Origin of the sequence: Desulfosporosinus metallidurans, from assembly GCF_001936615.1 — a bacterium.
In the GTDB taxonomy this organism is placed as follows: domain Bacteria; phylum Bacillota; class Desulfitobacteriia; order Desulfitobacteriales; family Desulfitobacteriaceae; genus Desulfosporosinus; species Desulfosporosinus metallidurans.
This window is the reverse complement of the sequence record NZ_MLBF01000009.1, coordinates 19,217-45,500: the sequence shown is the minus strand read 5'-3', so window position 1 is coordinate 45,500 and position 26,284 is coordinate 19,217. Positions and strand designations below refer to the sequence as shown.

23 protein-coding genes, 1 tRNA gene and 1 riboswitch are annotated in these 26,284 nt (G+C 44.9%); of the genes, 13 read left to right on the top strand and 11 right to left on the bottom strand.

Annotated elements, in window-relative coordinates:
- The first annotated feature begins 148 nt into the window (after positions 1-148).
- The 4 genes from argH (at position 149) to DSOL_RS08080 (ending at position 4,831) form a co-directional block, all read left to right on the top strand.
- On the top strand, positions 149-1,531 hold the full coding sequence (gene argH / locus DSOL_RS08095; RefSeq protein ID WP_075364360.1) for an argininosuccinate lyase: 1,383 nt from the start codon (positions 149-151) through the stop codon (positions 1,529-1,531).
- A gap of 490 nt (positions 1,532-2,021) precedes the next feature.
- Entirely contained in the window at positions 2,022-3,479 is a 1,458-nt protein-coding gene (locus DSOL_RS08090; protein WP_075364359.1) for a nicotinate phosphoribosyltransferase, read from the top strand.
- A gap of 1 nt (position 3,480) precedes the next feature.
- A complete protein-coding gene (nadE, locus tag DSOL_RS08085; RefSeq protein ID WP_075364358.1) occupies positions 3,481-4,254 on the top strand; it encodes an NAD(+) synthase in 774 nt (257 codons plus the stop codon).
- 1 nt (position 4,255) lies between these two features.
- Complete coding sequence (locus tag DSOL_RS08080) at positions 4,256-4,831, top strand: 5' nucleotidase, NT5C type (protein ID WP_075364357.1); 576 nt, start codon at positions 4,256-4,258, stop codon at positions 4,829-4,831.
- 138 nt (positions 4,832-4,969) lie between these two features.
- On the opposite strand, the gene murC is transcribed toward DSOL_RS08080, so the two are convergent.
- From murC to DSOL_RS08055, 5 genes are all read right to left on the bottom strand, one after another.
- Positions 4,970-6,322: a UDP-N-acetylmuramate--L-alanine ligase gene (murC, locus tag DSOL_RS08075; RefSeq protein ID WP_075364356.1), complete on the bottom strand. Its 1,353-nt coding sequence runs from the start codon at positions 6,320-6,322 to the stop codon at positions 4,970-4,972.
- 96 nt (positions 6,323-6,418) lie between these two features.
- Positions 6,419-7,033, bottom strand: coding sequence for a cytochrome b/b6 domain-containing protein (locus tag DSOL_RS08070; RefSeq protein ID WP_235838737.1), 615 nt, complete (start codon positions 7,031-7,033; stop codon positions 6,419-6,421).
- Between the two features lie 74 nt (positions 7,034-7,107).
- Positions 7,108-8,511, bottom strand: a complete 1,404-nt coding sequence (locus DSOL_RS08065) for a nickel-dependent hydrogenase large subunit (protein WP_170871468.1) — start codon at positions 8,509-8,511, stop codon at positions 7,108-7,110.
- A gap of 8 nt (positions 8,512-8,519) precedes the next feature.
- Positions 8,520-9,638, bottom strand: a complete 1,119-nt coding sequence (locus DSOL_RS08060) for a hydrogenase small subunit (protein ID WP_075364354.1) — start codon at positions 9,636-9,638, stop codon at positions 8,520-8,522.
- A gap of 365 nt (positions 9,639-10,003) precedes the next feature.
- A tRNA-Thr gene (locus DSOL_RS08055) sits at positions 10,004-10,078 on the bottom strand.
- 364 nt (positions 10,079-10,442) lie between these two features.
- Here DSOL_RS08055 and DSOL_RS08050 point away from each other — a divergent pair.
- The 3 genes from DSOL_RS08050 to DSOL_RS08040 all read left to right on the top strand — a co-directional run bounded on the left by DSOL_RS08050 (position 10,443) and on the right by DSOL_RS08040 (position 13,272).
- Positions 10,443-11,270 carry an N-acetylmuramoyl-L-alanine amidase family protein gene (locus DSOL_RS08050; protein WP_207649615.1) on the top strand — a complete coding sequence of 276 codons (828 nt, stop codon included), beginning with the start codon at positions 10,443-10,445 and terminating at the stop codon, positions 11,268-11,270.
- 55 nt (positions 11,271-11,325) lie between these two features.
- Positions 11,326-11,679 carry a hypothetical protein gene (locus DSOL_RS08045; RefSeq protein ID WP_075364353.1) on the top strand — a complete coding sequence of 118 codons (354 nt, stop codon included), beginning with the start codon at positions 11,326-11,328 and terminating at the stop codon, positions 11,677-11,679.
- 330 nt (positions 11,680-12,009) lie between these two features.
- Positions 12,010-13,272: an ammonium transporter gene (locus DSOL_RS08040; RefSeq protein ID WP_075364352.1), complete on the top strand. Its 1,263-nt coding sequence runs from the start codon at positions 12,010-12,012 to the stop codon at positions 13,270-13,272.
- A gap of 1 nt (position 13,273) precedes the next feature.
- On the opposite strand, the gene DSOL_RS08035 is transcribed toward DSOL_RS08040, so the two are convergent.
- Both DSOL_RS08035 and DSOL_RS29480 read right to left on the bottom strand, forming a co-directional pair.
- Positions 13,274-13,612 carry a P-II family nitrogen regulator gene (locus DSOL_RS08035; protein ID WP_075364351.1) on the bottom strand — a complete coding sequence of 113 codons (339 nt, stop codon included), beginning with the start codon at positions 13,610-13,612 and terminating at the stop codon, positions 13,274-13,276.
- Positions 13,613-13,936: 324 nt separating this feature from the next.
- The gene (locus DSOL_RS29480; RefSeq protein ID WP_282433533.1) at positions 13,937-14,062 is read right to left on the bottom strand and encodes a hypothetical protein; all 126 of its coding nucleotides are present in this window, start codon (positions 14,060-14,062) and stop codon (positions 13,937-13,939) included.
- A gap of 152 nt (positions 14,063-14,214) precedes the next feature.
- Positions 14,215-14,343: riboswitch (SAM riboswitch) on the top strand.
- Positions 14,344-14,497: 154 nt separating this feature from the next.
- Here DSOL_RS29480 and DSOL_RS08030 point away from each other — a divergent pair.
- The 6 genes from DSOL_RS08030 to DSOL_RS08005 all read left to right on the top strand — a co-directional run bounded on the left by DSOL_RS08030 (position 14,498) and on the right by DSOL_RS08005 (position 19,705).
- Positions 14,498-15,694, top strand: coding sequence for a homocysteine biosynthesis protein (locus DSOL_RS08030; protein WP_075364451.1), 1,197 nt, complete (start codon positions 14,498-14,500; stop codon positions 15,692-15,694).
- Between the two features lie 5 nt (positions 15,695-15,699).
- On the top strand, positions 15,700-16,101 hold the full coding sequence (locus tag DSOL_RS08025) for an NIL domain-containing protein (RefSeq protein ID WP_075364350.1): 402 nt from the start codon (positions 15,700-15,702) through the stop codon (positions 16,099-16,101).
- Positions 16,102-16,842 (top strand): UPF0280 family protein, encoded by a 741-nt coding sequence (locus tag DSOL_RS08020; protein WP_075364349.1) that lies wholly within the window; start codon positions 16,102-16,104, stop codon positions 16,840-16,842.
- A gap of 357 nt (positions 16,843-17,199) precedes the next feature.
- Positions 17,200-18,255: a DUF6385 domain-containing protein gene (locus DSOL_RS08015; RefSeq protein WP_075364348.1), complete on the top strand. Its 1,056-nt coding sequence runs from the start codon at positions 17,200-17,202 to the stop codon at positions 18,253-18,255.
- Between the two features lie 85 nt (positions 18,256-18,340).
- Entirely contained in the window at positions 18,341-19,303 is a 963-nt protein-coding gene (locus DSOL_RS08010) for a DUF6385 domain-containing protein (RefSeq protein ID WP_075364347.1), read from the top strand.
- Between the two features lie 87 nt (positions 19,304-19,390).
- Positions 19,391-19,705: a hypothetical protein gene (locus DSOL_RS08005; RefSeq protein WP_075364346.1), complete on the top strand. Its 315-nt coding sequence runs from the start codon at positions 19,391-19,393 to the stop codon at positions 19,703-19,705.
- Positions 19,706-19,724: 19 nt separating this feature from the next.
- Here DSOL_RS08005 and DSOL_RS08000 read toward each other — a convergent pair whose 3' ends face one another.
- From DSOL_RS08000 to DSOL_RS07985, 4 genes are read right to left on the bottom strand one after another with little or no spacing between them, the layout of a single operon-like run.
- The gene (locus DSOL_RS08000) at positions 19,725-21,320 is read right to left on the bottom strand and encodes a glycosyltransferase (RefSeq protein WP_075364345.1); all 1,596 of its coding nucleotides are present in this window, start codon (positions 21,318-21,320) and stop codon (positions 19,725-19,727) included.
- Positions 21,286-22,479 (bottom strand): glycosyltransferase family 2 protein, encoded by a 1,194-nt coding sequence (locus DSOL_RS07995; RefSeq protein WP_075364344.1) that lies wholly within the window; start codon positions 22,477-22,479, stop codon positions 21,286-21,288. The genes DSOL_RS08000 and DSOL_RS07995 overlap by 35 nt, the downstream gene beginning before the upstream one ends.
- Entirely contained in the window at positions 22,469-24,226 is a 1,758-nt protein-coding gene (locus DSOL_RS07990; RefSeq protein WP_075364343.1) for a glycosyltransferase, read from the bottom strand. The genes DSOL_RS07995 and DSOL_RS07990 overlap by 11 nt, the downstream gene beginning before the upstream one ends.
- Positions 24,210-26,198, bottom strand: coding sequence for a TPR domain-containing glycosyltransferase (locus tag DSOL_RS07985; RefSeq protein WP_075364342.1), 1,989 nt, complete (start codon positions 26,196-26,198; stop codon positions 24,210-24,212). The genes DSOL_RS07990 and DSOL_RS07985 overlap by 17 nt, the downstream gene beginning before the upstream one ends.
- Positions 26,199-26,284: the final 86 nt, after the last annotated feature.

The following is a 26,284-nucleotide window of genomic DNA, read 5'->3' as shown; positions in this document are numbered from 1 at the left end:
AGAAAGTATAAACTTGCGTTATATACTTTCTAAGCATAAGTGCAACTAAGGCTACCGCCTCGCCGGTGGCTTGGCGTCAGCCAAGTTTTCTAAACCGTTGGCGAATATCGTCTAGGCATGAATTATAACCATGAAAGGAAGATGTAACGTGAAACTCTGGGGCGGACGTTTTGAAAAAACTACGGATGCAATGGTGGAAGATTTTCATTCCTCAATTCGCTTCGACCAACGTTTGTACAAACAGGATATCCTAGGGAGCATAGCCCATGCGAGAATGCTCGGAAGTGTTGGGGTTATCTCGGAAGAGGAAGCAAACCACTTGATGGCGGGGTTAACCGAGATCTTAGACGATATTCAGGCGGGAAAGGTAGAATTCGAGATCGGCGCAGAAGATATTCATATGAATGTCGAGAAGCTTTTGACCGAGCGAATTGGGCCGGTGGGGAAAAAACTACATACTGGACGCAGTCGGAATGACCAAGTCGCTTTGGACCTAAGGCTTTATTTGAGAGAAGAAATTGACCATACCAAGAATTTAGTGGAACAGTTGCTTCAAACTCTCCTGCAATTAGCAGAAGAGCATCTTGAAACCTGGATGCCTGGCTATACCCATTTGCAAAAAGCACAGCCGATCACGTTGGCTCATCACTTAATGGCCTATGTGCAAATGTTTTTGCGTGACCTCGGTCGGCTCAAAGATACACGGAAGCGTTTGAATAGCTCTCCACTCGGTTCAGGGGCTATGGCAGGAACGACGTTTCCGCTTGACCGGGAGAAAGTGGCCGCGGAATTAGGCTTTGATGGAGTGACCTTAAATAGCTTAGATGGGGTGAGCGACCGGGATTTTGCTCTCGAATTTCTTGCGGCTGCATCCATTCTCATGATGCACTTAAGCAGAATGTGTGAAGAGCTCGTTCTTTGGTCCAGCGGGGAATTTCGGTTTATTTCCATGGATGACGGGTATTCTACTGGGTCAAGTATCATGCCCCAAAAGAAAAACCCAGATGTGGCAGAATTGGTGAGGGGAAAAACTGGGCGAGTTTATGGTGATTTAGTGGCCCTCTTAACGGTTATGAAAGGGTTGCCCCTTGCTTATAATAAAGATATGCAAGAGGATAAAGAACAGGTCTTTGATGCGGTGGATACGATTCAAAAGTGCTTGCTCGTCGTAGAGCCGATGCTCAGAACAATGCAGGTCCACCGTGATACCATGGCTTGGGGGGCAAAAGGCGGGTTTACGAACGCCACGGATCTGGCCGATTATTTAGCTAAGAAAGGGGTGCCTTTCCGGGAGGCACATGAGCTAGTGGGACGGATTGTTCTGCACTGTAGTAAACAAGGAATTGGACTGGAAGAGTTAAGTTTGAGCGATTATCAGGAGCTCTCCCCAATTTTCGAAGATGATCTGTTTGAAGCGATTGGAATTGAGCATTGCGTCCGCGCTCGAAAGATCGCGGGAGGACCTTCACCCGAAACGGTTGCTGAAGGGATTCGGGTTAGTCGTGAGGTGTTGAACGATTTACTTTGGTAGTTCCTACCGATGTGACTCCAAAAAACTGAATATAAACGTGCTTAATGGAGAATATAATAGAAACTTAGCATTTTTCTAAGAAAGATAGGTTTGAGTTTTAATTTATGCATGAGGGACTGAAATACCCGTATAGGGTTTGGACTGGACCTGAACTATGCATCATTTCAGGGTTTAAGGCCTGATTCTTAACAAAATAGGTGAAACCGCTGTGCATAATGTGGATAACTCTGTGGATAATATCGAAAAAGATCAAATATTAAGGTGGATAAGCTCGGGATAGACGGGGGATAAATAGTTCCTTCCTGTGGATAACACTTTTTTTCAACCTAGAGGAATTTCCCTTTAGGTTTTTATTTTAGATTTTAGGCAGGAAATTTCGGAGGAGAGGTCGAAACCCTCACGCATGTCTGATTAGTTTATGGTATCAGCACAAATTTTGGGTCCGTTTAAATAAACTACGGATTGCGAGTATGAAGTGAGGCTATTGTCAATGGAAAATCTAACTATGCTAACGGACCTTTATCAGTTAACAATGATGCAGGGTTATTTAGTTAACGGATGTCGTGATAAAGAAGCCGTATTTGATGTCTTCTTTCGCACGCTTCCCTTTAAAGGGGGGTATGCCCTAGTCTCAGGACTTGAACAAGTGGTGGAATATATTGAAAACCTCACCTTTCGGGAAGAAAATTTGGCTTATTTGCGAAGCCTAAACCTTTTTAATGAGGACTTTATCCAAGAACTGCGTAATTTCCGCTTTACGGGGGACATCGACGCGGTTCCGGAAGGGACCCCAGTTTTCCCGTACGAACCACTGATCAGGGTCAAAGGGCGAATTTTTGAAACCCAGCTCCTAGAGACCGCCATTCTGAACTTGATTAACTTTGAGACCTTGATTGCCACGAAAGCTTCAAGAGTTGTAGCGGCGGCCAACGGGGGGCCCATTATGGAATTCGGTTTGCGAAGAGCGCAAGGGCCTGATGCCGGAACCCTGGGAGCTCGAGCAGCCTTTATCGGGGGGTGTCAATCGACGTCCAATGTTTTGGCAGGAGAACGTTACGGTATTCCTGTTTCAGGTACTCAGGCGCACAGTTGGATCCAGTGTTTTCCCTCGGAATTAGAGGCATTTCGAGCCTATGCCCGCACGTTCCCGGATGGCTGTTTGTTGCTGGTGGATACATACAGTGTCTTAGAATCTGGGGTTCCAAATGCGATTAAGGTTGGGCTGGAACTGGAGGCAGAGGGACATCATTTTCAAGGGATACGGCTAGATAGCGGAGATTTAACGTATTTGTCGAGAGAAGCCCGTCGCATGCTTGATGAAGCGGGACTTAAGAGTGCAATTATCGTTGGGTCCAATGATTTAGACGAAGAAACCATCTTCGCCATTCGTTCCCAAGGGGCACTGATTGACGCCTGGGGCGTTGGGACTCATCTCATTACATCCAAGGATAGCCCTTCTTTGGGGGGGGTTTACAAACTGGCTGCAGAGGGAGAAAAAGGGATTTTCCATCCTCGTCTTAAAGTCTCTGAGAACATAGCCAAGATCACGAACCCGGGAATTAAGAAAATCGTGCGTTTTTACGATCGCGCTGGGAAAGCCATGGCAGATGTTATTGCCCTGGAAGATGAAGTTTTCAATGACCGGAAATCCCTCACGATTTTTGATCCTATTCAGACATGGAAACGAAAGACTTTAACGAATTTTCATACTAGAGAACTCTTAGTCCCTGTTTTTAGAGGGGGAAAACGGGTTTGTGAATTACCCAAACTCCAAGAGATCCAGGCCTATGCCAAAAAGGAATTGAACACCTTATGGGATGAAGTTAAACGTTTAACGAATCCGCACCGTTACATCGTGGATTTATCGGCTAATCTCTTTGAACTAAAACAACAGTTACTTTTAACAATCCATAATGATATTAAAGCAAATAATCAAGGGGTGGAGTAAGATGTGGACAGATGCTGAATTAATGGAACGTATTGATCAAACGGTGAATTGGTTGCGTGAAAGGGTTGCAGAGGCCAACGCTAAGGGATTAGTAGTGGGGATTTCTGGGGGGGTTGACTCCGCAGTGGTCGCAGGGCTTTGTAGTCGAGCTTTTCCAGATCAAACGATCGGAGTGATTATGCCGAGTCATTCTGAACCTGATGACAGGGAGGATGCCCTGTGGATTGCAGAGGGCTTTGAATTGAGACCTTTAGAAGTGAATCTAGGTGGTGCCCATACGCAGGTCATGGGACAAGTCAAGAAGGGTTTGGAAAGTCTCGGACGTCAATTAGCGGCAGAAAAGCTGGCTCAAGGGAATTTAAAGGCCCGTTTGCGGATGTCTACGCTGTATGCCGTGGCCAACGCTATGAATTATATGGTTGTCGGCACGGATAATGCTCCAGAAAGTTATACCGGTTATTTCACGAAATACGGCGATGGCGGTGTAGACCTTTTACCGATTAGTTCACTCACCAAAACAGAGGTGCGAGCTTGGGCGAGGATGTTGGGACTACCCATGAGAATTGCCAGTCGTGTACCGACTGCAGGGCTGTGGCCTGGTCAGACGGATGAATCTGAATTGGGACTAACCTATGATATGATTGATCGTTATTTACTTGGAGAAGAGGTTTCCCCTGAAGTCAAAGAACGCATCGAAACGTTGCATCGACAGAGTGAGCACAAACGTCATCTTCCTCCGAGTCTTGAACTCCCAATGTTAAAGGGGTTAGACTGACGTGCGGATTGGAGTCGATATTGACGGTGTCGTTTCGGATAGTTACCCGTTTTGGTTACAGGAATTGAATCGGCATTTTGGCAAGAACGTTTCGGTCATTACGGATTATCAAATGCATTTGGACTTTGATATTCCAAAAGAAGATATAAACGATTACTTTGTCGGTAATGCGGAACGCTTACTCTCAATGCCTGAAGTCGTTTCTGGAGCCAAGGAAGGGATTGAAACCCTTCTCCGAGAGGGGCATGAAGTGATTTATGTTACGGCTCGCACACCTGCTGAAAAGGATGTCACAGTGCGGTGGCTTACTATGAAAGGAATTCCCCATGAACACGTTCTTTTCGCTGGGTTTAGTAGTAAGTTGGAGCTAGTCAAGCAATGGGGAATCGAAGTCTTTTTAGAAGATTATCAGGTTAATGCCAAATTGATTGCGGAAGGTGGGGTTCCGGTATTATTACTTGACGCCAGCTATAACCAAGAGGAGCTCCCGACCGGCATAATTCGCTGTAAGAACTGGGATGAAATTCTAAAAGGAATTCAAGCGATTCAATCTAAAAAAGTTCCAAAGATAGTTTGAAAGACAGATAAACTTCTCAGCGAAGACTATAAATGTCTTTCCAAAAGTAGAAACGAAAATCAAAAAAGGGTTAGCCACTCATCAATGGCTAACCCTTTTTGATACCAGTCAGAAAGTATAAGTTTTACATGATCTCAATTAACTGACGATGTTTAACCCTACTTTATAAATGTCTCCTGCTCCCAAAGTAAGAACGAGGTCTTCGGGTGCGAGAGTTTGAGTAAGATACTCTTTAATGTCATCCAATGTTCCAATGTAACGGGCTTGAATTCCTTGCTGCTGGATCAACTCGGCTAACGTCAAGGCTGAAATAGTGTGATGTTCCTGTTCACGTGCTGAGGCAAAAATATCAGCGACAACCACTTCGTCAGCCCCTTGAAAGGCTTGTGAGAATTCTTGTAAGAGTTTTTCTGTTCGGCTAAACGTATGGGGCTGGAAGATGGCACGGATGCGGCGCTCCGGGTAGGAAAGGCGGGCTCCTTCTAACGTGGTGCGAATTTCCGTCGGATGATGGGCATAGTCATCGACGATCAGGGCACCATTAGTGTTACTCCCAAGATGTTCAAAGCGGCGTTTCGTCCCGTTGAACTGACTTAAGCTATTTAGGATTTCTCCGATGGGGATCCCGACTTCGTGGCATAAGGCAATCGTTGCCAAGGCATTTATTATGTTATGTCTTCCAGCGACATGGAGTTCCAGGTCGCCGACATAACGCCCTTTAAGCATTATTTTCATAGAACTTCCTTCGTCTTTGAAGACAATCTCCGTTGCACGGATATCCGCAGATTCTGAGAGCCCAAAGGTGGTGATTGGCGCAATTCCTATGATAGCCTCGCGGTGTGGGTCTTCGGCCCAGACATAAATATGTCCGTGTGCGGGTACTTTTCTGGCGAGCTCAGTAAAGGCTGAAACAACATCTTCAATGTCTGTAAAATAATCAGGGTGGTCAAATTCTATGTTTGTAATAATCAGGTGTTCAGGAGAGTAGTTAAGGAAATGACGCCGATATTCACAGGATTCCGCTAAGAAAAATTCTCCTTTTCCGGAATGCGCATTTCCCCCAATGCTAGGGACATCGCTACCTACAACGATGGTTGGATCCAGTCCCGCTTGAAGCATGACTAGGCCCATCATGGCAGTCGTCGTCGTTTTGCCGTGCGTTCCAGATACGGAAATCCCCCGCTTTTTGGACAGTAAGCGCCCAAGATATTGGGGGTAAGTCAAGATCGGAATATTGAGCTCCAATGCTCGGGCTATTTCTGGATGTTGATTAGTATAGGCGGCAGAAGTGACCACTAAATCTGCATTCTCTACGTTGATGGGAGAAAAACTCAAAACGGGAATTTGAGCACGTTTCAGAACACTGTCTGTATAAAAACTCTCTTCTACATCAGAACCTGAAATGGTTGCATCCTCAATTTGAGCGCTGATTTGGGCTAAAGCGCTCATCCCCGTACCTTTAATACCAACAAAATGAATATGTAATGCCAAAGCGTATCGTCCCTTTCATGAATAAACTCTACCCCCCATTATACCCAAACTTAAACTAAAAAGTATCATATTATACAAGGAAAATTTTTACGGTTACTATTTGGTGGGGGTCCGTTCATAACCTGTGATCATGGCCTGAAGACGGCTGATATTTTCGGTCAGGGTTAGATAGATGTGGAGAGGGATTGTGACGAGAAAATAAATGGTGATTGAAAACTTGATCCAGCGAAGGATTTGAAAGCCACCCACTAACCGCCAAAGCCAAATCAGATGCTTCCCTTGCCAATAAGAAGCTAAACCGAGAAAACTAGCGACCAGAAAAAGAAGAATCCAAGAAGAATAGATTACCAGTTGCCCACTATTATATTTTCTACTAGGGGGTGGGGATGAGCGAAAGAAGAAGTAATAGGCCATGAGCTTAGGGAAACGTTTGAGATCATGAATCCTCGGGATTAATGAATCATCCTTTCGGATAAGGGCATCAGCAAAGCGTATTGTTACAAATCCCAAGGAAAACCAACTAGAAACCACATGGGTCTTTAAAACTAAGGCAAAGTGGAGGGCCAAAAAGCTTGCTGGTTGATGCAACTCTAGGCCAGTCAGTAGGATTACAGTTAGACTAAAAGCAAATCCCCAATGACAGATTCTAACCCATATCGGCTGGAATTGGGTAATTTCTCCCTTTACATTTTCCTTTTTAAGTTGTTTCATGACAGGTTCTCTCATTTTGACTTGACGCTTCATGTTTTTACCGTGCCCTCAAACAAGATTTATTCAATGGCTATTTAGACTTGAATTTTTAAGGCATGCAAATGTTCCCCATCTATGATATGCACACTGCAAGAAAAACAAGGGTCGAAAGAACGAATGACCCGGCCCGCCTCTTTAAGGTCCTCGGATTTGATTTTTAATCCGAGTAACGATGTTTCCCCGACACTGCGGGTTCCTGTTTCATCACGTGCACCAAAGTTTATGGCAGAAGGCGTTATGATTTGATAGTGATTGACTTGCCCATTTTTTACAGATATCCAATGCCCTAAAGACCCACGCATGGCTTCATGGAGACCAATCCCAACCCCGGAAGCTCGCCCTGTTCTACCATTATAGGTTTCCGACCCAGGTTCGAGACGATTGAGCCATTCTAGAGTGGTTTTTGCAATCTTCTTGAGTTCAAGTGCGCGCGCCCATGTCCGGGCGAGGGCCCCCTGACCGATGATATTATCTTTGGCAATAATTGCCCGTGCTAAAGGGCCTACTTCTACTGGCTGACCACGGTAACGAGGAGATTTGACCCAGGTGTATCCTTTGGGTTGGTTGTGATCAGGGACCGTATCCTCTTCCGAGGGATGTAGAGGACCGTGGGGTTTGTACCAAGCACTTGTAACATCTTCTGTCACTTGTTTTTCATCAAAGCTTTCCCGTTTCCCCTGAAGGATTACGCCTTGGGGAAAAAGTGTACTCCCCTCAGGGCTCGGAAATCCTCCGACCGACATATAATTCCCGATCCCTTTGCCAAGGCTAATGTATTCGGGATAACGCTCCTTGATCAGAGCAACATCAGGAATTAGGACATCGTCAATAAAACTCATGACTTCCATTATATACCCTCGATAACGGTTCACCCTATCGGCATCAACTTCCATACTAGCACCGCCGGGAACAAGCCCATGACCATGAGGGGCCTTGCCTCCAAAAACCGCAAAGGCAGCATGGGCAGCACGAGAGACATCTAAGGCTTTGAAATAGTGTTCCGTCATTGTTGTATTTTCTTTACTGGATAAACGTAGGTCTGTTTCTGAATGGGGAATAAACGGAGCAATATCCGGGCCACGGAAATAATCGGGCAGGGTATACAGGTAGAGGTGACGAATATGGTTCTGGATAAAATCACTGGCCAGAATCAAATTGCGTACTAACAGTCCATTGGGAGGGACTTGCATTCCTAATGCTTGTTCTACCGCGAGTGCGGCTGTAATAGCATGGGCGGATGAACATATGCCACAGATGCGTTGGGTGTAATAAGGCATATCCATGGCGGAACGACCTATGAGAATTTGTTCGAATCCTCGATAAAGTGTATCGGAAATAAAGGCGTCTTTAATTTCCCCGTCTTCGAGCCAGGCTTCTAATAACATGGGATTGTGAATTCGGGTCACAGGAAAGATGGTTTTCTTCTCCAGTAGGTTCACCCCGCGTTTTAACTTTTCTTGAGTCTATACTTATGGTAGGTCTTCACCTTTTTGACGGAAGGTCGATATTGAATCTTAACAGAAGTCTTAAGTAAATTCTTTTGGATCCGGCCCTTATAGAGAGACGTCGCAGCATGTCCTACAATAGCTACGGAGGTTAATCCCAATACCCCAAGTCCAATCGTGTCAGTGGCCACCTTTGTTCCGCCGGGGAAAGGGATGTCGGGTGAGTGAACAGTAAACGGCGACATCAAATCAGGGTAACCAGGTTCAGTACAACCGATACACGGCGTGTTGCAGCCGATTGGCCAATTGAGCCGGTCGTTCCAACGGCGAATCGGGCAGTCAGCATAGGTGACTGGTCCTTTACAGCCAACCCGAAAAAGACATTCTTTTTGTCCGATTTCCGTGGCGAAGATTCCTTGATCATAATCGCGCCTGCGCGGGCAGCGGTTATGGACGGTTTCACCATAAAAGAGTTTTGGCCTTCCAAACTTTTCTAGTTCAGGTTCACCGTATAAGGCTAAATGGAGTAGGGTCCCCATAATCCAATCTGGATGAGCAGGACAGCCGGAGATGTTAATGACTCTTCGTTCGGGAAGAATGTTCTGTACACCAGTTGCTTGGCTGGGGTTAGGGTAACCGGCAACCGGGCCGCCGTAAGTGGCACAGCTCCCGATGGCAACGACGTATTTTGCTTTTAGCCCAATGCGACGAACAAGATCTAGCCCTGTAATTAGTTTACCGTTATCATAAGCAACATGGTTATAATGACCGCCGTCACGTTGAATCATAGATCCCTGGACGATGAGGATATATTCATTGGGCATTTTTTCATACGTTTCCTGAAGAATTCGGTAGGCAGCATCTCCATGAACCTGATTCATGCTCCAATCGTAGCGCCAATCTACAATGTTTGTGAGGATATCTGAAAAAGTTGGCGTCCAAATGTTGTCAAGGGATATGCTGTCCCCGGTACAAGTGCCTGTCTCAATCATGACCACGGGAAGTTTCTTAACCTCGCCTGCTGCAACCGCTTGTGCAAGAGGAGGGGTAATGAGCTGATAAAAGTTACCGAGGACAGCTCCTTTAACTACTAACTTCAAAAAGTCCCGTCGGCTTAGCATGGTACTCCCCCTTGAGAGGGTATTATTTCCAGAAGGAGAAATATTATCATACAAATTTATTTTTCCCCGATGTATAAAATTTCAGGAAACGGGCTAAACTACCTTCTGAGATGATATTCATGAGCAAATTCAAAACTGATTGACAAGTTAAATATACTGCGTAGGCAATTGCCACAGCCTTGTAAGGCTTGGTCCTAATCTTTAAAAAGAACGTGAATAAGTTCATCCGCTAGAGTTCGGTTCAACCGGGCTCTTTTTATTTGGGTATCGTGTTCCATCCAGTATGTATATACGCGTTATGATGTAATTATTAGAGGGGGGGAAAGCAAAAACCCCGCAATCACTTGCGGGGTCTAAGTTTCCTATGGAGCCGATGGTCGGAATCGAACCGACGACCTGCTCATTACGAGTGAGCTGCTCTACCTCTGAGCCACATCGGCATTTCACGGACGAGAGTAATCTTACTTTATTTTTTCCGTTTCGTCAAGCCTTCGATGCTATATTATTATTATTAAATTGTTCGTGATTCAATTTCATTAGTAATAAGTGAACTTAAATAAGGAAAGATAAGGTTTAACATATTCTTCATACAAAGTTCATGGAATGGTAACAAAATTGGTCTATAATCAAGACATTCAATAATTACCCGCTATCAAGTTGGCGGTTTACATAAAGGTTTTCTCATTTTTTTACTCCTCCTCTTCCCCTCCTAGTGAGGGGATTTTTTTTAGACCAATTTACCCTCTCTGGAAATAGTTTCGGTTGGTAATTCCTTCGCATACAATGGAAGCAGGAGGGATTAATGTGAAAGTATGCCTCGATCCTGGTCATGGCGGTTATGACCCAGGTGCGGAAGGTAACGGTTTGCGAGAAAAGGATATTACACTAGATGTTTGTCTCAAGCTTAAACCCCTACTTGAGTTTAACGGCGTTTCTACATTTCTTACGCGCGATGGAGACTATGCTCCTAGTCACTTAGAAGGAGATCTTAACGGCGAACTACGGGCGCGCGTGGACATTGCTGAGAGAAATAATGTCGATCTCTTTGTATCTGTTCATGTTAATGATGGTGGAGGAACAGGAGAAGAGATTTTAGTCACTGCTTTGGGTGGGCGTGCGGAAACTGCTGCCAACATGGTTTTGCCTTATCTCGTACAAGTAGGCCAGTGGGTGAATCGGGGGGTAAAAACACAGAATGTCTTAGTGCTCAAAGAAACTAGCATGCCTGCGATCTTGACAGAAAATGGGTTTATCGATAATGCTACGGATGCAGCTCAGCTAAAAGATCCTAAGTTTCGCCAGATACTGGCCGCTGCTCATGCTCAAGGAATCTGCAATTTTTTTGGAATTCAATATAAGGACGGAGGAAACAATGTGCTCGAAGTGGCCGTTTTATTATTCACAAAAGAGGATTTTTGGTCTGGGTCAGATGTAGCCGTTGTGAATGGCAATTGTGGAATATTTGTACGGGCGGCCGATCAATCTGTACCAAAGGAGGCCATGAACGCCAAAACGTTAATTGTGATTGGTGGATCAACGACCAATCATCCCAACGAAATCTTGCTCTCCGGGAAGAGTAAATACGATACTGCAGCAGCAGTTGGGAAATACCTCAGTGGAGCTACCCAATGAAGTCAGGACATGTTAAGATTATTAGAATCGACTTGAAAAGAGGGGGGCAAGGTATTTGATACGATTCAACGATTGGTTAGGGGATAAACTTTCCTATTGGCTCTCTACGATGACTATGTTTTATATTATTTCAGCCTTAGTCATAGCCCCTCTGATCTGGCAACGACCTCAGGGGCTGGTACCTTGGATGCAATACGCAATCGCAGTTTTCTTTCAAGGGACGGCTCTTCCTGTGCTCGGCTACGTTTCTCGGCGAGCGGGGGAGAATCAGGAACGGGTGCTTAATGAAACACATGACACGGTGATGGAAGAGCTCGCATTAATTAAGGAGGAATTGGGTTTGGCCCGTGAGGAGCGGGATAAGTTAAAAACACTTTTGGCAGAGCTGCATGCAAAGACTTTGGGATAAGAGGGGTTCCACCTGAAGTATCCCTGTGTATAATGTATAATATGTTAGAAAGTTCTAGACACATTTATCCAAGGAAGCTATAATAAAATTACTAGCTAGATGAAAGAGCAAAGGAGCTCTAAAAGGCGTTAAATTATAACGCTTTTTAGAGCTCCTCTTTTTTAATACCAGGGTAGAAAGTATGACTTTAGGGAGGCATATCAGTGCAACTAAGCCGTCCGCTGGACATGGATGTCCGAGTGTCGCTGAAGCCAAGGATGGCGAAAAGCGACCGCCTTTGCGAAGGCATAGCATCGGTCGAATTTGCTTAACAAGTGAGGGTAAGTATTAATGACCACTTTAAACACTGGGGATGTTTCGTTTGTTTTTTTATGTACTGTTCTGGTCTTTCTAATGACCCCAGGATTAGCGTTTTTCTACGGTGGGATGGTCAGAAAACGCAATGTTCTCTCCATTATGATGCAAAGTTATACCGCTTTAGGATTGGTCACGGTTGTTTGGGTTTTATTTGGATATTCTTTAGCTTTCGGACCAGATCACGGTCACCTCATAGGCAGCTTTGATTGGGCGGCTCTTAAAGGTGTTGGTCTTTCTCCTAATCCGGATTATGCTCCAACTATTCCACATTTGTTGTTTTTTTTGTTCCAACTGATGTTTGCTGTAATTACCCCGGCGGTGATCAGCGGAGCAACTGCTGAACGACTACGTTTTCCGGCGTTTGTATTGTTTGTGCTCTTTTGGAGTACGCTTGTCTATATACCACTCGCCCATTGGGTTTGGGGAGTAGGCGGCTGGCTACGCAATCTTGGCGTCATGGATTTCGCAGGCGGTACTGTCGTAGAAATGGCCTCTGGAGTGTCAGGTTTGGTCGCGGCGATGGTGATTGGCAAAAGACTTAAAGTGGGGTACGAGTGGAATATCCCCCATCATATGCCGAACGTACTTTTTGGAGGCGGTTTGTTGTGGTTTGGCTGGTTTGGGTTTAATGCTGGAGGGGCGATGGGAGCAAATGGCGTAGCTGTGCTGGCCCTTGCTACAACCCAGATCGCCGGAGCAGCGGGCATGGTCGGGTGGGCTCTCATTGAATGGTTTCATCGTCGCCAAATTACCGTTTTTGGTGCAGTGAGCGGAATTATTGCTGCACTCGTGGCTATTACCCCTGCGGCAGGGTTTGTTTCAACAGGGAGTTCACTACTTATTGGGTTCATTGCCGGAGGAGTCTGTTATTTAGCGGTAAGTGTCTTAAAGGCCAAGCTAGGGTACGACGATGCTTTGGATGTTTTCGGGATCCATGGAATCGGGGGGACTTTGGGTACGATAGCAACCGGGATTTTTGCGGACATAAGTCTCAATCCTCAAGGCAGAAACGGTTTGCTTAATGGAGGAGGAATTAAGCCTGTTTTAATCCAACTTCTAGCCGTGGTAGTAACTTATTTGTTTACAGGTCTGATGACGTTTCTTATTTTGAAGGTAATAGCCATGATCACTCCACTTAGGGCAACCGATGATGAGCAGGTTAATGGCTTGGATTTAACGCAACATAGGGAAAATGCCTATCCGGATTTCGAACTTAGTGAGAATGTTTTCATTTAAACTACAGAGCATCGTCGCTGTGTTCACCCGTTCTTATACGGATCGCATCCACGACATCATAGACGAAGATTTTACCATCTCCAAAAGCACCCGTTTTGGATGTTTCGACGATGGCGGCAATCACTTCTTCTGCTTTTTCTGTGGAAACTACAACTTCAAGTTTTATCTTGGGCAAAAGTTTGGTCACGATTTCTTGCCCTCGGTAAATTTGGGTGTACCCCTTTTGGTTTCCGAACCCCAACACATTAGAGACGGTCATCCCTTTTACTCCGATGTCAGAGAGAACGACCTTAACATCATTTAGTTTTTCCGGCCTAATAATGGCTTCGATTTTTTTCATAACATCACCTATTTTCTAAAATTTAGTGCTTACTTAACGGTATCTAAATGAAAGAGTAGCAGAAAAACAACCTTGTACTCCGTAGGTACCAACTTTTATTATATCAGAAGTTTTCTTTGGATAGAATCCTTTGAACTCAAAAGCCGGGCTTATGCCCGGCTTTGAGGTGTTTTCTTCTTAAAAGGGGAATTCTTCCCTCTGTCTGGTTTCCCTGTCTGTGCTTTGTCCGCTCCTTTATTTGACATGTCATAGCCTCCTCGTATAATCGAATTAGTTTCTGCCTTACGAAAAGGATCCCGCGAAAGGGGATCCCAAGGAGGGAGCCTACCCTTTATGCGTTGTTTCTCCATCCCGGCCATAATCTGTCCGTCCGTCTTGATCAGGCTGGTGACTATAGGGTAGCTCCTCGCGTTTGGGAAATGGACGTTTGCTCGGTTTGGGTTGATCCATAGTATTCCCCCTATCGCTAGAATACATTTAGGATACCCTTTGTGGAGATGAATATGTATTATATGAATATCTGTATCAATATACTGAGATTTAATATTGACATGATATAAGACAAATGTTAGACTCAGAGTGTTGAAATTTAATAAATTATGCTCTTATCCGGAGTGGTGGAGGGACTAGCCCAATGAAACCCGGCAACCCGCTTTGTAGGCGATGATTTCATAGCTCGCTCAAAGCATGGTGCTAATTCTTGCAGAAGAAATTCTTCTGGCAGATAAGAGGAGTGTCGATGATGTGATTTTGGCCTCTTCTTTCGCGAAGAGGTCTTTTCTATGTTCAATAATTAGCAAGCACACAGCAAAACTTACTCAGGGGAGGTTTAACCTTCAACTGAATAGAGTTCAATTTAATTTAATATCTGGAGGTGGAGAGATTATGAGTGTTGAAAAGACGTATGGAGAGATCAATGCCAAGATTAAATCAGGTAAAGCAGTCGTTGTGACTGCGGAGGAACTCATCACCTTAGTTGGGGAAAAAGGCCTCTCCAAAGCGGCCCAAGAAGTTGACGTGGTGACTACGGGCACCTTTGCGCCCATGTGTTCCTCGGGTGCTTTTTTGAGTTTAGGTCATACGACACCCCGCATGAAAATGCAGAAAGTATGGTTGAACGGGGTTGCGGCGTATACGGGCGTAGCGGCAGTTGACGCCTATATTGGGGCTGCTGAGCTGCCGGAAGATGATCCGTTGAACAATAACTATCCGGGGGAATTTCGGTATGGCGGGGGGCATGTCATTCAAGATCTTGTGGCACGCAAACCTGTTCGACTAAAGGCGGTGGGCTATGGAACAGACTGTTATCCCCGCAAGGCTATTGATACCACCATCACGCTGGATGATATCAATGAGGCTATTTTATTTAATCCCCGCAATGCCTATCAGAATTACAACTGTGCGGTGAACTTGACGGATCGCACGATTTACACTTATATGGGAATGCTGAAACCTAACATGGCGAACGCCAACTTTTCCACCTCGGGACAATTAAGCCCGTTGTTAAAGGATCCACATTTTAAAACAATTGGGGTGGGTACAAAGATCTTTCTCGGGGGCGGGGTTGGATATGTCGCTTGGAATGGGACACAACATTTTCCGTCAATAACGAATGTGGGGGGCCAAGAACTAGGGGGTGCTGGGGGAACGCTTGCCGTCATTGGGGATCTGAAACAAATGAGCCCAAGGTGGCTTGTCGGCACCAGCTTTCTCGGGTATGGGGCAACCCTCAGTGTTGGAATTGGGATTCCCATTCCTATTCTAAATGAAGAAATCGCTAGGTACGCAGCAATGAAGGATGAAGAATTGTTTGCTCCCGTTGTCGACTACGGGGAAGCGTATCCTTCGTTTACGCCGGGTAACCTAGGGTATGTCAGTTATGCAGACCTGAAGAGTGGAAAGATCACGGTCAAGGGCAAGGAAATTATCACGTCACCTTTGTCAAGTATGCCACGGGCCCGAGAGATCGCTTCAAATTTAAAAGAGTGGATTCAAAAAGGGGAATTTCTGTTGACAGAGCCTGTTAAAACTCTTCCCTCACCCGCTGATGGCGTTATAGCCCATAGCATAAAGGAGGATTGATTAATATGTCGCCGAAGAGAATAGTTTTGCGGTTTGGGACGGATATTTCGGTTAAACCGGTTGTGTATCGTTTGGTTAAAGATTACGACTTGGTGGTTAATATTGTGAAAGCAGACGTCAACCCTCAAAAAGAAGGTACGATGGTTCTGGAGGTGACTGGGGATCAAAGCGAGAAAGGCCTATCTTATTTGCGCGATTTGGGGGTTTCGGTGCAAGATCTTAACCAAGGCATCGTGCGCAATGAAGAAAAGTGTGTCATGTGCGGAGCGTGTACAGGGCTTTGCCCGACCGGGGCATTATATTTGGAACGTCCGTCCATGGAAGTTCACTTTGATGGAGACCAGTGCATTGTCTGCTTACTTTGTACGAAAGTCTGCCCGATGAGGGCTATGGAGGTTCATTTGTAATTGGATTATAGGGAACGGATTTACCGCCAAGATCACCGGCAGGAGGATCTAGTGCATTTTCAACTGGCTGTGGAGGAAACTGACCTGGATATTGGGGTTCGCAAAGAACGGTTTTCGCCCGAACTGGTTAAATGGGTAGAAGAGACGATGCGGGCTTGCCGCAAACCGCTCGAGGATTATATCCAGAGAGACCCAGGCTTTGTGCACTCCTTAACACCCTACACTGTTTTCCCGGATGCCCCTTTTATCGTGCAAACTATGGCGGAAGCTGGGTGTCTAGCTGGGGTGGGACCGATGGCTGCGGTGGCTGGGGCTGTGGCAGAGTGGGTTGGGAAGGCAATCTCCAAACGCTCTCGGGATGTGATTGTGGAAAATGGCGGAGATATCTTCTTGCGTACCAGCCGGATTCGCAAGGTTGGGATTTTCGCAGGGGATTCGCCGCTGTCTAATCGAGTGGCAATCGAAATACGTCCGGATCAAACTCCACTGGGGATTTGTACTTCATCCGGAAAAGTAGGGCATTCCTTAAGCTTTGGCAAAGCCGATGCCGTTGTCGTGCTCTCTCCTTCAGTAGCCTTAGCCGATGCCGTGGCGACGGCAGGGGGAAACTTGGTCCAGACTGTGGACGATCTGGAAAGAACCCTTGAATTTGCCTCAGGGATCAAAGGAGTTACAGGAATGTTGATCATCAAAGATGACCGGCTAGCGGTTTGGGGAAATGTAAAGTTACTTCCGAATTAGGGATAAGTTTAATTGTGTGCTTGGGGTCTTAATGAAAAACCTAAAAAGGAAGGGGTAAGCCTTTTGGCTGACCCCTTCCTTTGCTATTAAGAAATTTGAACAGAAAGAAACCTCCCCGTCGGGAGGTTTAAAGTTTTTGCGCTAATGTCTTTAGTTTCTCTAGATACCTTGTACAACATAAATTTAGCACGAATTACGTAGAGATTCAATGCCCAGTTTTTGTTAACTTAAACACTGATCGCTGGAGGTTTAAGTTTCTTATGTCAAAGTCTGTTGTTTAGTGCTATTTTTATGATTTGATCGATAGGATTAGGTGGATAGTGCTTTCTCAATTGTCCGATGGTGGAGGGTTTAAAGATGAAGAGAAATCTAAAGGGGACGTTCAGTGGAATATATAACGGCGATTTTCTAAAAAGAGGTAAGGACCCCACGGATCTCCCGGATGCGTGGCTCAAAATCGGCGGCAATCACACCACGAGATGGGAGTTTAGGCAGGACCCTATGGAAGGACCTGTATTGGAGATTCGTAATTCGGCTGACATTAGAGCAGGAATTATCCAAACGTACGAAACTTCTCTTAATGTTGGGCAAGATGAAGACTGGCTGATAATAATTCTTCTCAAAAGTGAAAAGCCAGAAACCGAGGCTTATTTGCGCTGCTATCCCATTATGTCCGATGGTGATGTGTGTAAGCCTTGGATATATAGCTTTAGTCCGGATCAGAAGTTGGAAAAGTTTAAGCAAGTCATTAGTGCTGGTTCAGATATTAGGTTTATGCGCTTAGAGACGGGAATTGTAGGACCAGGACGTTTATGCATATACCAACTGATTGCTTATCCTATTCTGCCTAATTTCATGAAAAAGCGAGTTAAGAAGGTTTCCAGCGAGCTCCGTCAAATAAGTCATATCCAGTCTATTGGAGAAATAAATAAGCCAATTCAGCTTGCCATGCCTATTCCTTTAAAGGTACCGGTAACCGTCCAAGCCACGGTTGATGCTGATGTGCGTAACCTGACACCGACGCGAGATAGAGTGCAAATTTTCGGCAGTAGTCCCGTCCCCTTAGCCACCTCAAGTAGCGGTCGAGCGCAAGTCGAAATTAGCGCACACGGGTTTCACGAAAGCCTCGAAGACGTTACCGCGAATCAGACCTTAGCCTCGACAACAACTCGCGATGTTTCGGCGTTGCCTCGCTTTTCGTTTGCGGTCTATAATTTCGGGACTGTGTCCGTCCATGTGCAAGCTGAACTCAGTCCTGATGGCGTTCTTTGGGCGATAGAGGGGCAGCAACGAGAAGTGGGCCCTCAAAAATTGGTCATTGTCTCACCTGAAAATTTTCTGCGTTATACACGTTTATCGTATTGGGCGGATAATATGACGACGTTAAGAATTTGGGTTCAGGCTCAAAGTTAAGTACAGATACATATCCTATTACTATACATTCAAATATTAGTAGTTAATACAATTTTCTCGAATCCGATACAAAGGGAGGCAGGAGATGACTAAAATAAATCAAGTGTATAATAGTCATTTCCTGTTAGAATATGAAAGCAACGTTGATTTTCCGGATGGTTGGGCTCAAACAGGTGGAGATACGGCAACAAAGTGGGAGTGGGTTGGTACATCAGAAGGTCCAAGAGCGATTAAAATCATACATCCATCGGGGGCCAGAGCTGGGATCACTCTAGAAAATGATGTCTTAATACCTGCAGGAGAGGGGCAAAGGTGGAAAATCCAAGTTGTGCTTCAGACGGAGCCAGCAGAGGTACCATGCTATATACGAATATATCTGGGGGCAGTAAGCCAATATCTATTTTCCGTGCGACCAGGCTTAGAACCTGAAGTATTCACTCGGATTTTTGCCACTCCCCCAGGTGTGACAGGAATTAGAATTGAGGTTGGGATCCTCGGAAATGGGATAATATTAATTCATGAAATTCAGGGATGGAGGCTTTACCCCCAGCGAGAACTACGGCTTGATGAAAAGGGGCAACTATACGTTCGTCATATCGACTCTATTGGAAAAATTCAAACACCCATAAAAGCTGACTTGCGGGATTTGACACCATCTCGTGATGGTCTGAAAATTTTCGGAAGTAATGGAAATCCTGTAACATCAACGCCAGATGGTTTGGTTCAAATTATGATGTCTGGAAGAAAGTATGTGCAAAGTTCAGAGACCGTAATTGCTTCGGATGTTTATGCTGCAATCATGCCTAAAGATGTTTCTGAGGTAAGCGTATACTCTTATGCAGTGCATAATATTGGCACGGTAGGCGTCTCGGTTCAACTGCAAATTAGCCCGGACGGAGCAATTTGGACAGAGGACGATCTGGAACATGAGATATTGCCGGGAGCACTTAAGGTGGTCACTCCCAATCATTTTCTCCGTTATGTTCGCTTAATTTACCGTTCCCAAATTTCCAATCCCCTCCAAGTTTGGTTTCAGGCTCAGAGATAACTTGAAGCCAAAGAACCTTTCAAATCTTGAGGAGTATAATGAAATATACACTATCGAAGAAGCTGGATTAATAGAGGTGAGAAAACTTTGGACGGGATTGCTTTAGTTTTTCTCTTAGCCGTTGTCGTAGAGAAAGTGGTTGAGGTGTTCAAAGACATCGTTTATGCTATTCCTTTTTTTCCAGATAAGTTTAGGCCCCTGACGTTGGAAGTGTTGAGTTTGGTATGCGGCTTATTCCTGGCTTTTCAGAGTAATATTGATGCATTCCAATTATTAAATGTTAAGATCTCGACCCCGATGATTGGGGTAGGGATTACTGGGCTTGTGATAGGCAAAGGCGCAAACTTTGCTCATGACTTTTTCCATACCGTTGGTAAAAACCAGAAAAGGGGACTTGTGTGACACAGCGCACAAGGGCTATTTAATCTATTTCCCATAGGACGAGGTTGGGATTGGGATCTAAGATCGAGCGGTATTGTTCCAAATTACCATAAGTTCCATTGGGATCGAGTTGTTTATATCTGTAATATTTAGCCAAGCGGTCTTGAGGTCTGAGCCAGCCAAGGTGTTTTATGCGAAGAGGACTAGTTCCTCCACGTAAGTCCATAATGTTTCTGGGAAACCTTCCACAATGTTGGGGGGTTTCTTGCCATTCGGCTTGAAATCCAGGAATATTGCGCACGATAAAGGGACGATACCATTTATGGGCTTGCCAAAGCAGATCCTCTCTGTAGTGTTTTTCTGTCCAGAGATCAAACAGACGAAAGCTGAAGTAATCGATATCTAATGAGTGGGCTAATAATTCTCGCAGCCGTTTTGGAGCAGACTCTTCGAATAGTTCATCCGCGTCCAAAATGATTATCCATTCCGGGTTGGTACTTAAGGCCATTTCCCAGAGTTGTTTCCGGAGGGATATTTCGTTATGAAACAGAGGTTTCTTATTTGAGAGTAGGGTTAAGGGAATTCCCTTTAGGATCTCTTGACACTGCTCTACGGTATTGTCCTCACTAGCATCGTCTAAGATGACAGCGTGGTCGATATACTCAGTGGCCTGTTTTAAGACTATTTCTAAGTGGCGGCCGGATTCGTTGCGAACTAACATCGCAAGAGTGATTTTACCCGGACTAACGGTCTGAATAGAGTGGGCCTTGGTTTGATCATGAGGGGGTGTAACTGAGGCGACGACGCAGGAGGTGTCAAGTGTCGAATGCGACTGGATGGCATTCGACAGGTTTTCTTTATAATCTCTTAGTTTATTGAGTTCTGATTCTCTATAGATATGAAAAGGCGGGTAATGGGTATCGGCGTAAAGTTCTAGCCCTAAAGCCACAGCTCGAACACAGAAGTGGCGATCTTCACCGGTAAACCCTAAATTGTATATCTCTCGAAAGGATACTCCTCGTTCAAGGGCTTGACGACTAATGAGGGTACAGGCGCCTAACCCGCCGACTTTATAGGTTCCTTGATGGGAAAGCATTTGAATAAAGTCCTGGGTTCTTTTGTTCATTTCCTCTTCACTAAGAGGCTCCCCTCTACTTGATGCATACAGCGTGTACTGATCCCGTATCCATACCTGAGGAAGAGGAATCAGTTCGGGTTTCCAACGTGTCCAATAGACTTCAGAAACAATAGCCTTTTTTAGTGAAAGTAGATGGAGTAGGGTTTTAGGATCTAGGTAGAGATCGGAGTCAACAAGAAAAAGATAATCGTACCCTTCGTCGAGAGCTATTTTAATAAAGCGGTCTTTATAAAGAGCAACCTTCCAAATTAATTCCTCACGCCAATAATGGGTTGACTCGTCTCGGTGGTAATCTCCCTCAGTATCGCCAGGAAAAATCCGGACATTCGGCCGTTCAAGGGCAAAACGGGTGAGCAAAGTATGGTCATTATGGTCATCGATAAACGTAAAATCGAGTTTCACTTCGGTAGTCTCTAACCGGGCGAGTGAATCCAGAAATTCAGAGAGGACTTTTTCTTGTTGTTTAACTGGGCTGGCAAGGAGAACACGAGGTTTCATAATTGGCAACTCCTTTCAAAAGTAACCCATTTTCTCTAGAATTGCTGATTAAGGCATTACAAAGAATGAGGAGGGCCTCCTTCAAAGCAATAGATAGTTTATTTTTGGCGTTGAAATGAACTGTTTCCATGTCTTGTTGTTCTATGACTAAACAACATAGATGGATTTCCTTTAGTGCGAGTGTCAAGAAATTATGGACAACGTTTTTTGTGTTATCAGAATTTGATTCACTCGTGCTACCCTCAGAAATCTCAAGGAGATGGTTGAAGTCCACAGCCGCTTCGCGGTAGTTCGTTTGGGAGAGGTAAACGGTTCCTCTAAGAAAAAGGAAATCCGTTTGGTCTGGGTACATACTTAAAGCCTTACTTATGAAGTCGATCAATTTTGTGGTTTCTTCAAGACGGAGATAGCCAAGCGAAATATTGAGGAGAACATCTTTAAAGTAACCCTCGTTACCAGACATGTGCACTAGGGCCTTTGTAAGGTGCTTTAGCCCCTCGGCGATAGAGTTTTGTTGATAATATTCGATTCCGAGGCAGTAGAGGAGGAAAGGATTGTTCGGATTTCTAACAAGTTCTTTATGGATGATTCCACTGTTTCGGGAAAATTTGTCTTTAGAGTGCAAACGATCTTTCAGGTAACCATAGTGATTGAGGGTGAGAGGGGCAAGGGATAAACCGTTGCCGTTATTCGCTCGAAGGATACAAGAGGCTACTTGTTCATGAATGGCTCCCTCAAACTGATAAACCGGTTTATTCCGAAATAAACGCACAACTTGATCGCGGGACTCACCCAGGTTCGGGCCAAGGACATTTTTAATATGGAGAAAATACCCTTCAACCTGGACATTGTTTAAGAGCTCGTAGAAGGTTTCGAGGCTAACTGATTCAAGAACTTCGTCTGCATCCAGGACTAAGATCCAATCAGAGGAGACTTGTCTTAGGGCGAAGTTTCTGGCTTCCGAGAAATCCTTTGTCCAAGCGAAGTGAAACAATTTTGCTCCCGAGGCAAGAGCCAATTGGGGAGTACTATCCGTACTTCCCGTATCGATCACTATTAGTTCATCTGTTAAATTTCGGACGCTTTGGATTGCAGCGAGAAGGCAGTTTTCTTCATCTTTGACGATCATGCATAAGCTGACTGTCTGTTTAGTGTTCATTGCTTATCCAACCATTCCTAAACTTAGCAACAAAGCGGTTGTTAAGATCCTGTAACCGTTGGGTATAGTCATTAAGCAGCTGCTCGAAACCATTTTCCGAGGATTTCATCAGGGTTTCGAGGCCTTGGCTCCAGGTATCCACTAGGGGGGCGGCATACTTCTCATGAGATCGATAACGCTTACAGTCCAGAAACAGTTCAGTAGTAAGGGTTAAGGTTTCTTTTTCTCGTAGTTTGTAGAGGCATGGCGGGATTGTACGCTTTTTCATAAATCGAATTAAACATAGGAAAACATGCGCTTCACACCGGGTTGATTGATTTTTCCAAAGTGTGATCGCTAAGGATTTAGCTCTTAGAAAATCACCGAGAAGGGTTAGCGCAACAAGCGAAAGTGCCTGGGCAGACGGGTAATAGGGACTGTTCGTTGTAATCTGGTTTAAAGATTCTAACCCGGCGTGTGCTCTGCCAGAATAGATACAATATTTTCCATAATAGAAAGGGAAGCGTTCATCATCTAGGAAATCGTCTTTATGGGTCTCTAAACAGAGATAGGCTTGCTCTACATGATCCGAGAGAAAAAATAAATCTGCAGAAGTGAGGCAGAGAAGGGGAACGGCAAGGAACCCTAGATCCTTGAGGTGTTGATAACAGAGAGAAGGGCCCTTTTCATTAAGCAGGTTCAAAAAGAGAGGGTAAAGGGGGTAATGATACCTTGGGTTAAGTTCAAGCGCTGTTTCATAAGCCCCTCGGGCTTCTGGCTTTTTCCCAATTTTTTCATAACAGAAGCCTAGGTGATAATAGGCTAAGAAACTTCCTGATCCTGTCAGATGGCTGAGCAAAGCTGGAGGTGTATCGCAATGAGTGGCATGGCTAAACCACTTAAGGGCAATAAGGTATTCTTCCTTTTCTTCGAGGAGAAGTCCACCCAGATAAAAGATATCTGTAAAGGTTGGGTAGTTCAGACTTGCTTCGAGACAGAGGGAGAGAGCTTCATCGATTCGACCTAACGATCTTAAGGACACGAGGAGATATTTAAGAGCAGGTGCACGAAAAAGCAGGTTATCATCGCTTAGACTGGAATAGGCTTTTTGCAAGAAAGGTTGAGCATAAGCTGATTTACCAAGCATGAGCCACTCCACGCCAAGGTAATAGTGCAAAAATGGATTGTGAGGGTCCTCTTGAGAGGCTTTTTTCAGCAGTTGGAGATTGCGGTTTCTTTTTTGGTGCCGTATCTTTAGGGGCAGAGATTTATGCTTTAAGATAGGGCCTGTGGCAAGTCCGACTTTTTGTTGATCCGGTAGGGAGATTTGTTCATGGATCTTGCCGACGTACTGATAGCGTCCGTCGTTTCTGAACAACCTGAGTACATAAAATGTATTAAATTCTTCGGTTGAATCTGAAATGGGATTAAGAAGAGGGAGCAAGAAGGCTTCTTTGTCTTTTTCACTATTTAGTAATGAATGGAAACAGTTCGGATCAGACTGGACTTCCTCGTCGGCATCCAGTGCCAAGATCCAATCGCCCGAAGCGTGTTTAATGGCAAAGTTTCGGGCTGCACTAAAATCGTTGTGCCAAGGAAAGGTATAAACATTGGAGGTATAACGCTGGGCAATGCTGACGGTATCATCGGTTGAGCCGGTATCAACGATGATCATTTCATCGACTTTATTTTTAACGCTTTCAAGGCAATCGACTAAATGAGCGGATTCATTTCTTACGATCATGGTGAGGCTAATCCGTTCGTTCATGATTGGACGCCCCCTCCTCCGCCAACTTCTTGAAAACATCGTTTTCGGGATATTTTGCTAAGGCTTCTTTTAGAATGCTTTGCCGCCAAGCGGTATAGAGGTTTATAAGACGAACATAGGAGCGGGGAGTGTCCGGGTCCAAATGGAGGGCATGTTTATAATGCTGCTCTGCTTCACTAAACCGTCCTAGGTGGGAGTGAATTTCTGCAAGCTGGAAATGGGCTTCAGCCAATGGATCGTTTTCGATAACAGTTTGCAAAAACGGAATGGCTCGGTTTTCCTCGCTATAATTCACAAAGATTTGAGCAATCTTCAGATTATACTTGATTAAACACTTCGGTTGAAGAGCATGTAAGAAATACATCGCTCGCTCGATTTCTTGCAATGCGACTAATCGTTGGATAATATCCAACAAAAGGAATATACCTTCCGAACCCAAAACCATTTGGGGAGAAGGTGCATGTTTTGCATCATAGGCTAGGAATAAGGAAATCACATTGTCAGTATCCTGTGCTAAACCAAGGGCATGAAGCTCTTTCCACAGAGTACGGACTTTTTGGGGATTGTTTTGGATCCAGAAGCAAAACAACCTATTTAAGGTTGCTAGAGGGTAGTTGGGGCTTTCCTGCGTGAAATCAGTTAGGAGCCTTAAGGCTTCAAAAAACCGTAGTTCCTGAATGAGGCAGATTGCTTTCTTTAGTTTAATATCGGGTAAAACAGGTGATTCATCCTCGGCCTGGTCGAAATAGTATAAAGCAAGACCGTAGGCTCCGTGCTGGTAATAGATATCTCCCATAAGTCGATTGGCTTCGGGCGTACAGAAATCACAGACCTTTTCCAAGCATTCCTTTGTATAGTCAGGTTCTTTGGTTGGTTTTAGAATGCCTACAAGACGTTCTAAAGCGTGGGTAAAGCGTGCGTTGTCGCGCAAGCTATAGAGGTAGTACTTGAGCGCTTCTTCTTCGTCCAAAAAGGACTCCGCAATTTGAGCAAGATAATAGTAAGCTCTAAAACCTCTGACCCCGCCAAAGGAGGCGTATTGCGGTGGTTGTTCAGGCATGGACAGGGCCTGGAGAAAGGCATTGCGCGCCTGAGAATAATGTTTAAGGTCCAGCAGGATGAGACCAGTATAATAGTAAAGATCCGCATAGTCGGGGAAGAGCCTGAGACCGAGCGCAGCAGAATTAAGGGCCTCGTTGAGTTGGCCTGAAGATTGTTGAGCGATCACAATATAGCGTAAGAGCTTGGGAAGGTAGATTGTGTTCGGATCAATGTCCGTTGCAGACTGGATGAGGACGGCAGCCGCTTCCGTATATCGTTCGGCCCGGAAAAGTTCGACTCCATAATGGAATTGGAGTAATCGATTATTTGGCTTTAGCTCAAGTTCCTTTTCAATCAAGCTCAGGTTACGGTGCTTCTTGTCTTTTTCCTTAATTACATTGTCTAAATAACCGTGATGGATGATCATAAGATCCTCCGCAACCTGAAAACGGGCCTCGGAGTTTTTCTCCAGAATGACATCGGCGATTTGTTCGTGAATCGCACCACGGAAGCGATACTCCTTTTTATTGCGGAAGAGCCGAAAAACAAGATCTGGAACCGTTTCGATCCAACCTTCTTTCCCGAGGTGATTCATGATTTTTACAAAGTAGCCTTCAATAGTTTCATTTTCAATTAGGCGAATTAAAATCTCTCGGCTATCAGGCGATAACTCTTCATCTGCGTCCAGAAATAATATCCAATCCCCTTGAGCAAGTTCCAAGGAGGCGTTTCGGGCATCACTAAAATTATCGTTCCAGAGGAAATGATGAAGGATTGCGCCATACTGTCGAGCGATATCACTCGTAGAGTCAGTAGAACCCGTATCGACGACAATGATTTCGTGGACAATGTTCTGTACGCTATTTAGGCATCGGCGCAAGTCTTGTCCTTCATTTTTAACAATCATGCACAAACTAATTTTTTCCGCCATAGCTTGTTTGCCTCTTATCTCTTTTTCGTTTCAATAATATATGCATACTAAAAGTGAAACTTTCCGTCGAGATAGAGAATATCATG

Bases quoted from the DNA above. Each gene is read 5' to 3' on its own strand.
- DSOL_RS08090 (WP_075364359.1), top strand. From the start codon at position 2,022: ATGGAAAATCTAACTATGCTAACGGACCTTTATCAGTTAACAATGATG.
- nadE (WP_075364358.1), top strand. From the start codon at position 3,481: ATGTGGACAGATGCTGAATTAATGGAACGTATTGATCAAACGGTGAAT.
- DSOL_RS08070 (WP_235838737.1), bottom strand. From the start codon at position 7,033: ATGAAACAACTTAAAAAGGAAAATGTAAAGGGAGAAATTACCCAATTC.
- DSOL_RS08060 (WP_075364354.1), bottom strand. From the start codon at position 9,638: ATGCTAAGCCGACGGGACTTTTTGAAGTTAGTAGTTAAAGGAGCTGTC.
- DSOL_RS08040 (WP_075364352.1), top strand. From the start codon at position 12,010: ATGACCACTTTAAACACTGGGGATGTTTCGTTTGTTTTTTTATGTACT.
- DSOL_RS08035 (WP_075364351.1), bottom strand. From the start codon at position 13,612: ATGAAAAAAATCGAAGCCATTATTAGGCCGGAAAAACTAAATGATGTT.
- DSOL_RS29480 (WP_282433533.1), bottom strand. From the start codon at position 14,062: ATGGATCAACCCAAACCGAGCAAACGTCCATTTCCCAAACGCGAGGAG.
- DSOL_RS08030 (WP_075364451.1), top strand. From the start codon at position 14,498: ATGAGTGTTGAAAAGACGTATGGAGAGATCAATGCCAAGATTAAATCA.
- DSOL_RS08025 (WP_075364350.1), top strand. From the start codon at position 15,700: ATGTCGCCGAAGAGAATAGTTTTGCGGTTTGGGACGGATATTTCGGTT.
- DSOL_RS08015 (WP_075364348.1), top strand. From the start codon at position 17,200: ATGAAGAGAAATCTAAAGGGGACGTTCAGTGGAATATATAACGGCGAT.
- DSOL_RS08010 (WP_075364347.1), top strand. From the start codon at position 18,341: ATGACTAAAATAAATCAAGTGTATAATAGTCATTTCCTGTTAGAATAT.
- DSOL_RS08000 (WP_075364345.1), bottom strand. From the start codon at position 21,320: ATGAAACCTCGTGTTCTCCTTGCCAGCCCAGTTAAACAACAAGAAAAA.
- DSOL_RS07995 (WP_075364344.1), bottom strand. From the start codon at position 22,479: ATGAACACTAAACAGACAGTCAGCTTATGCATGATCGTCAAAGATGAA.
- DSOL_RS07990 (WP_075364343.1), bottom strand. From the start codon at position 24,226: ATGAACGAACGGATTAGCCTCACCATGATCGTAAGAAATGAATCCGCT.
- DSOL_RS07985 (WP_075364342.1), bottom strand. From the start codon at position 26,198: ATGGCGGAAAAAATTAGTTTGTGCATGATTGTTAAAAATGAAGGACAA.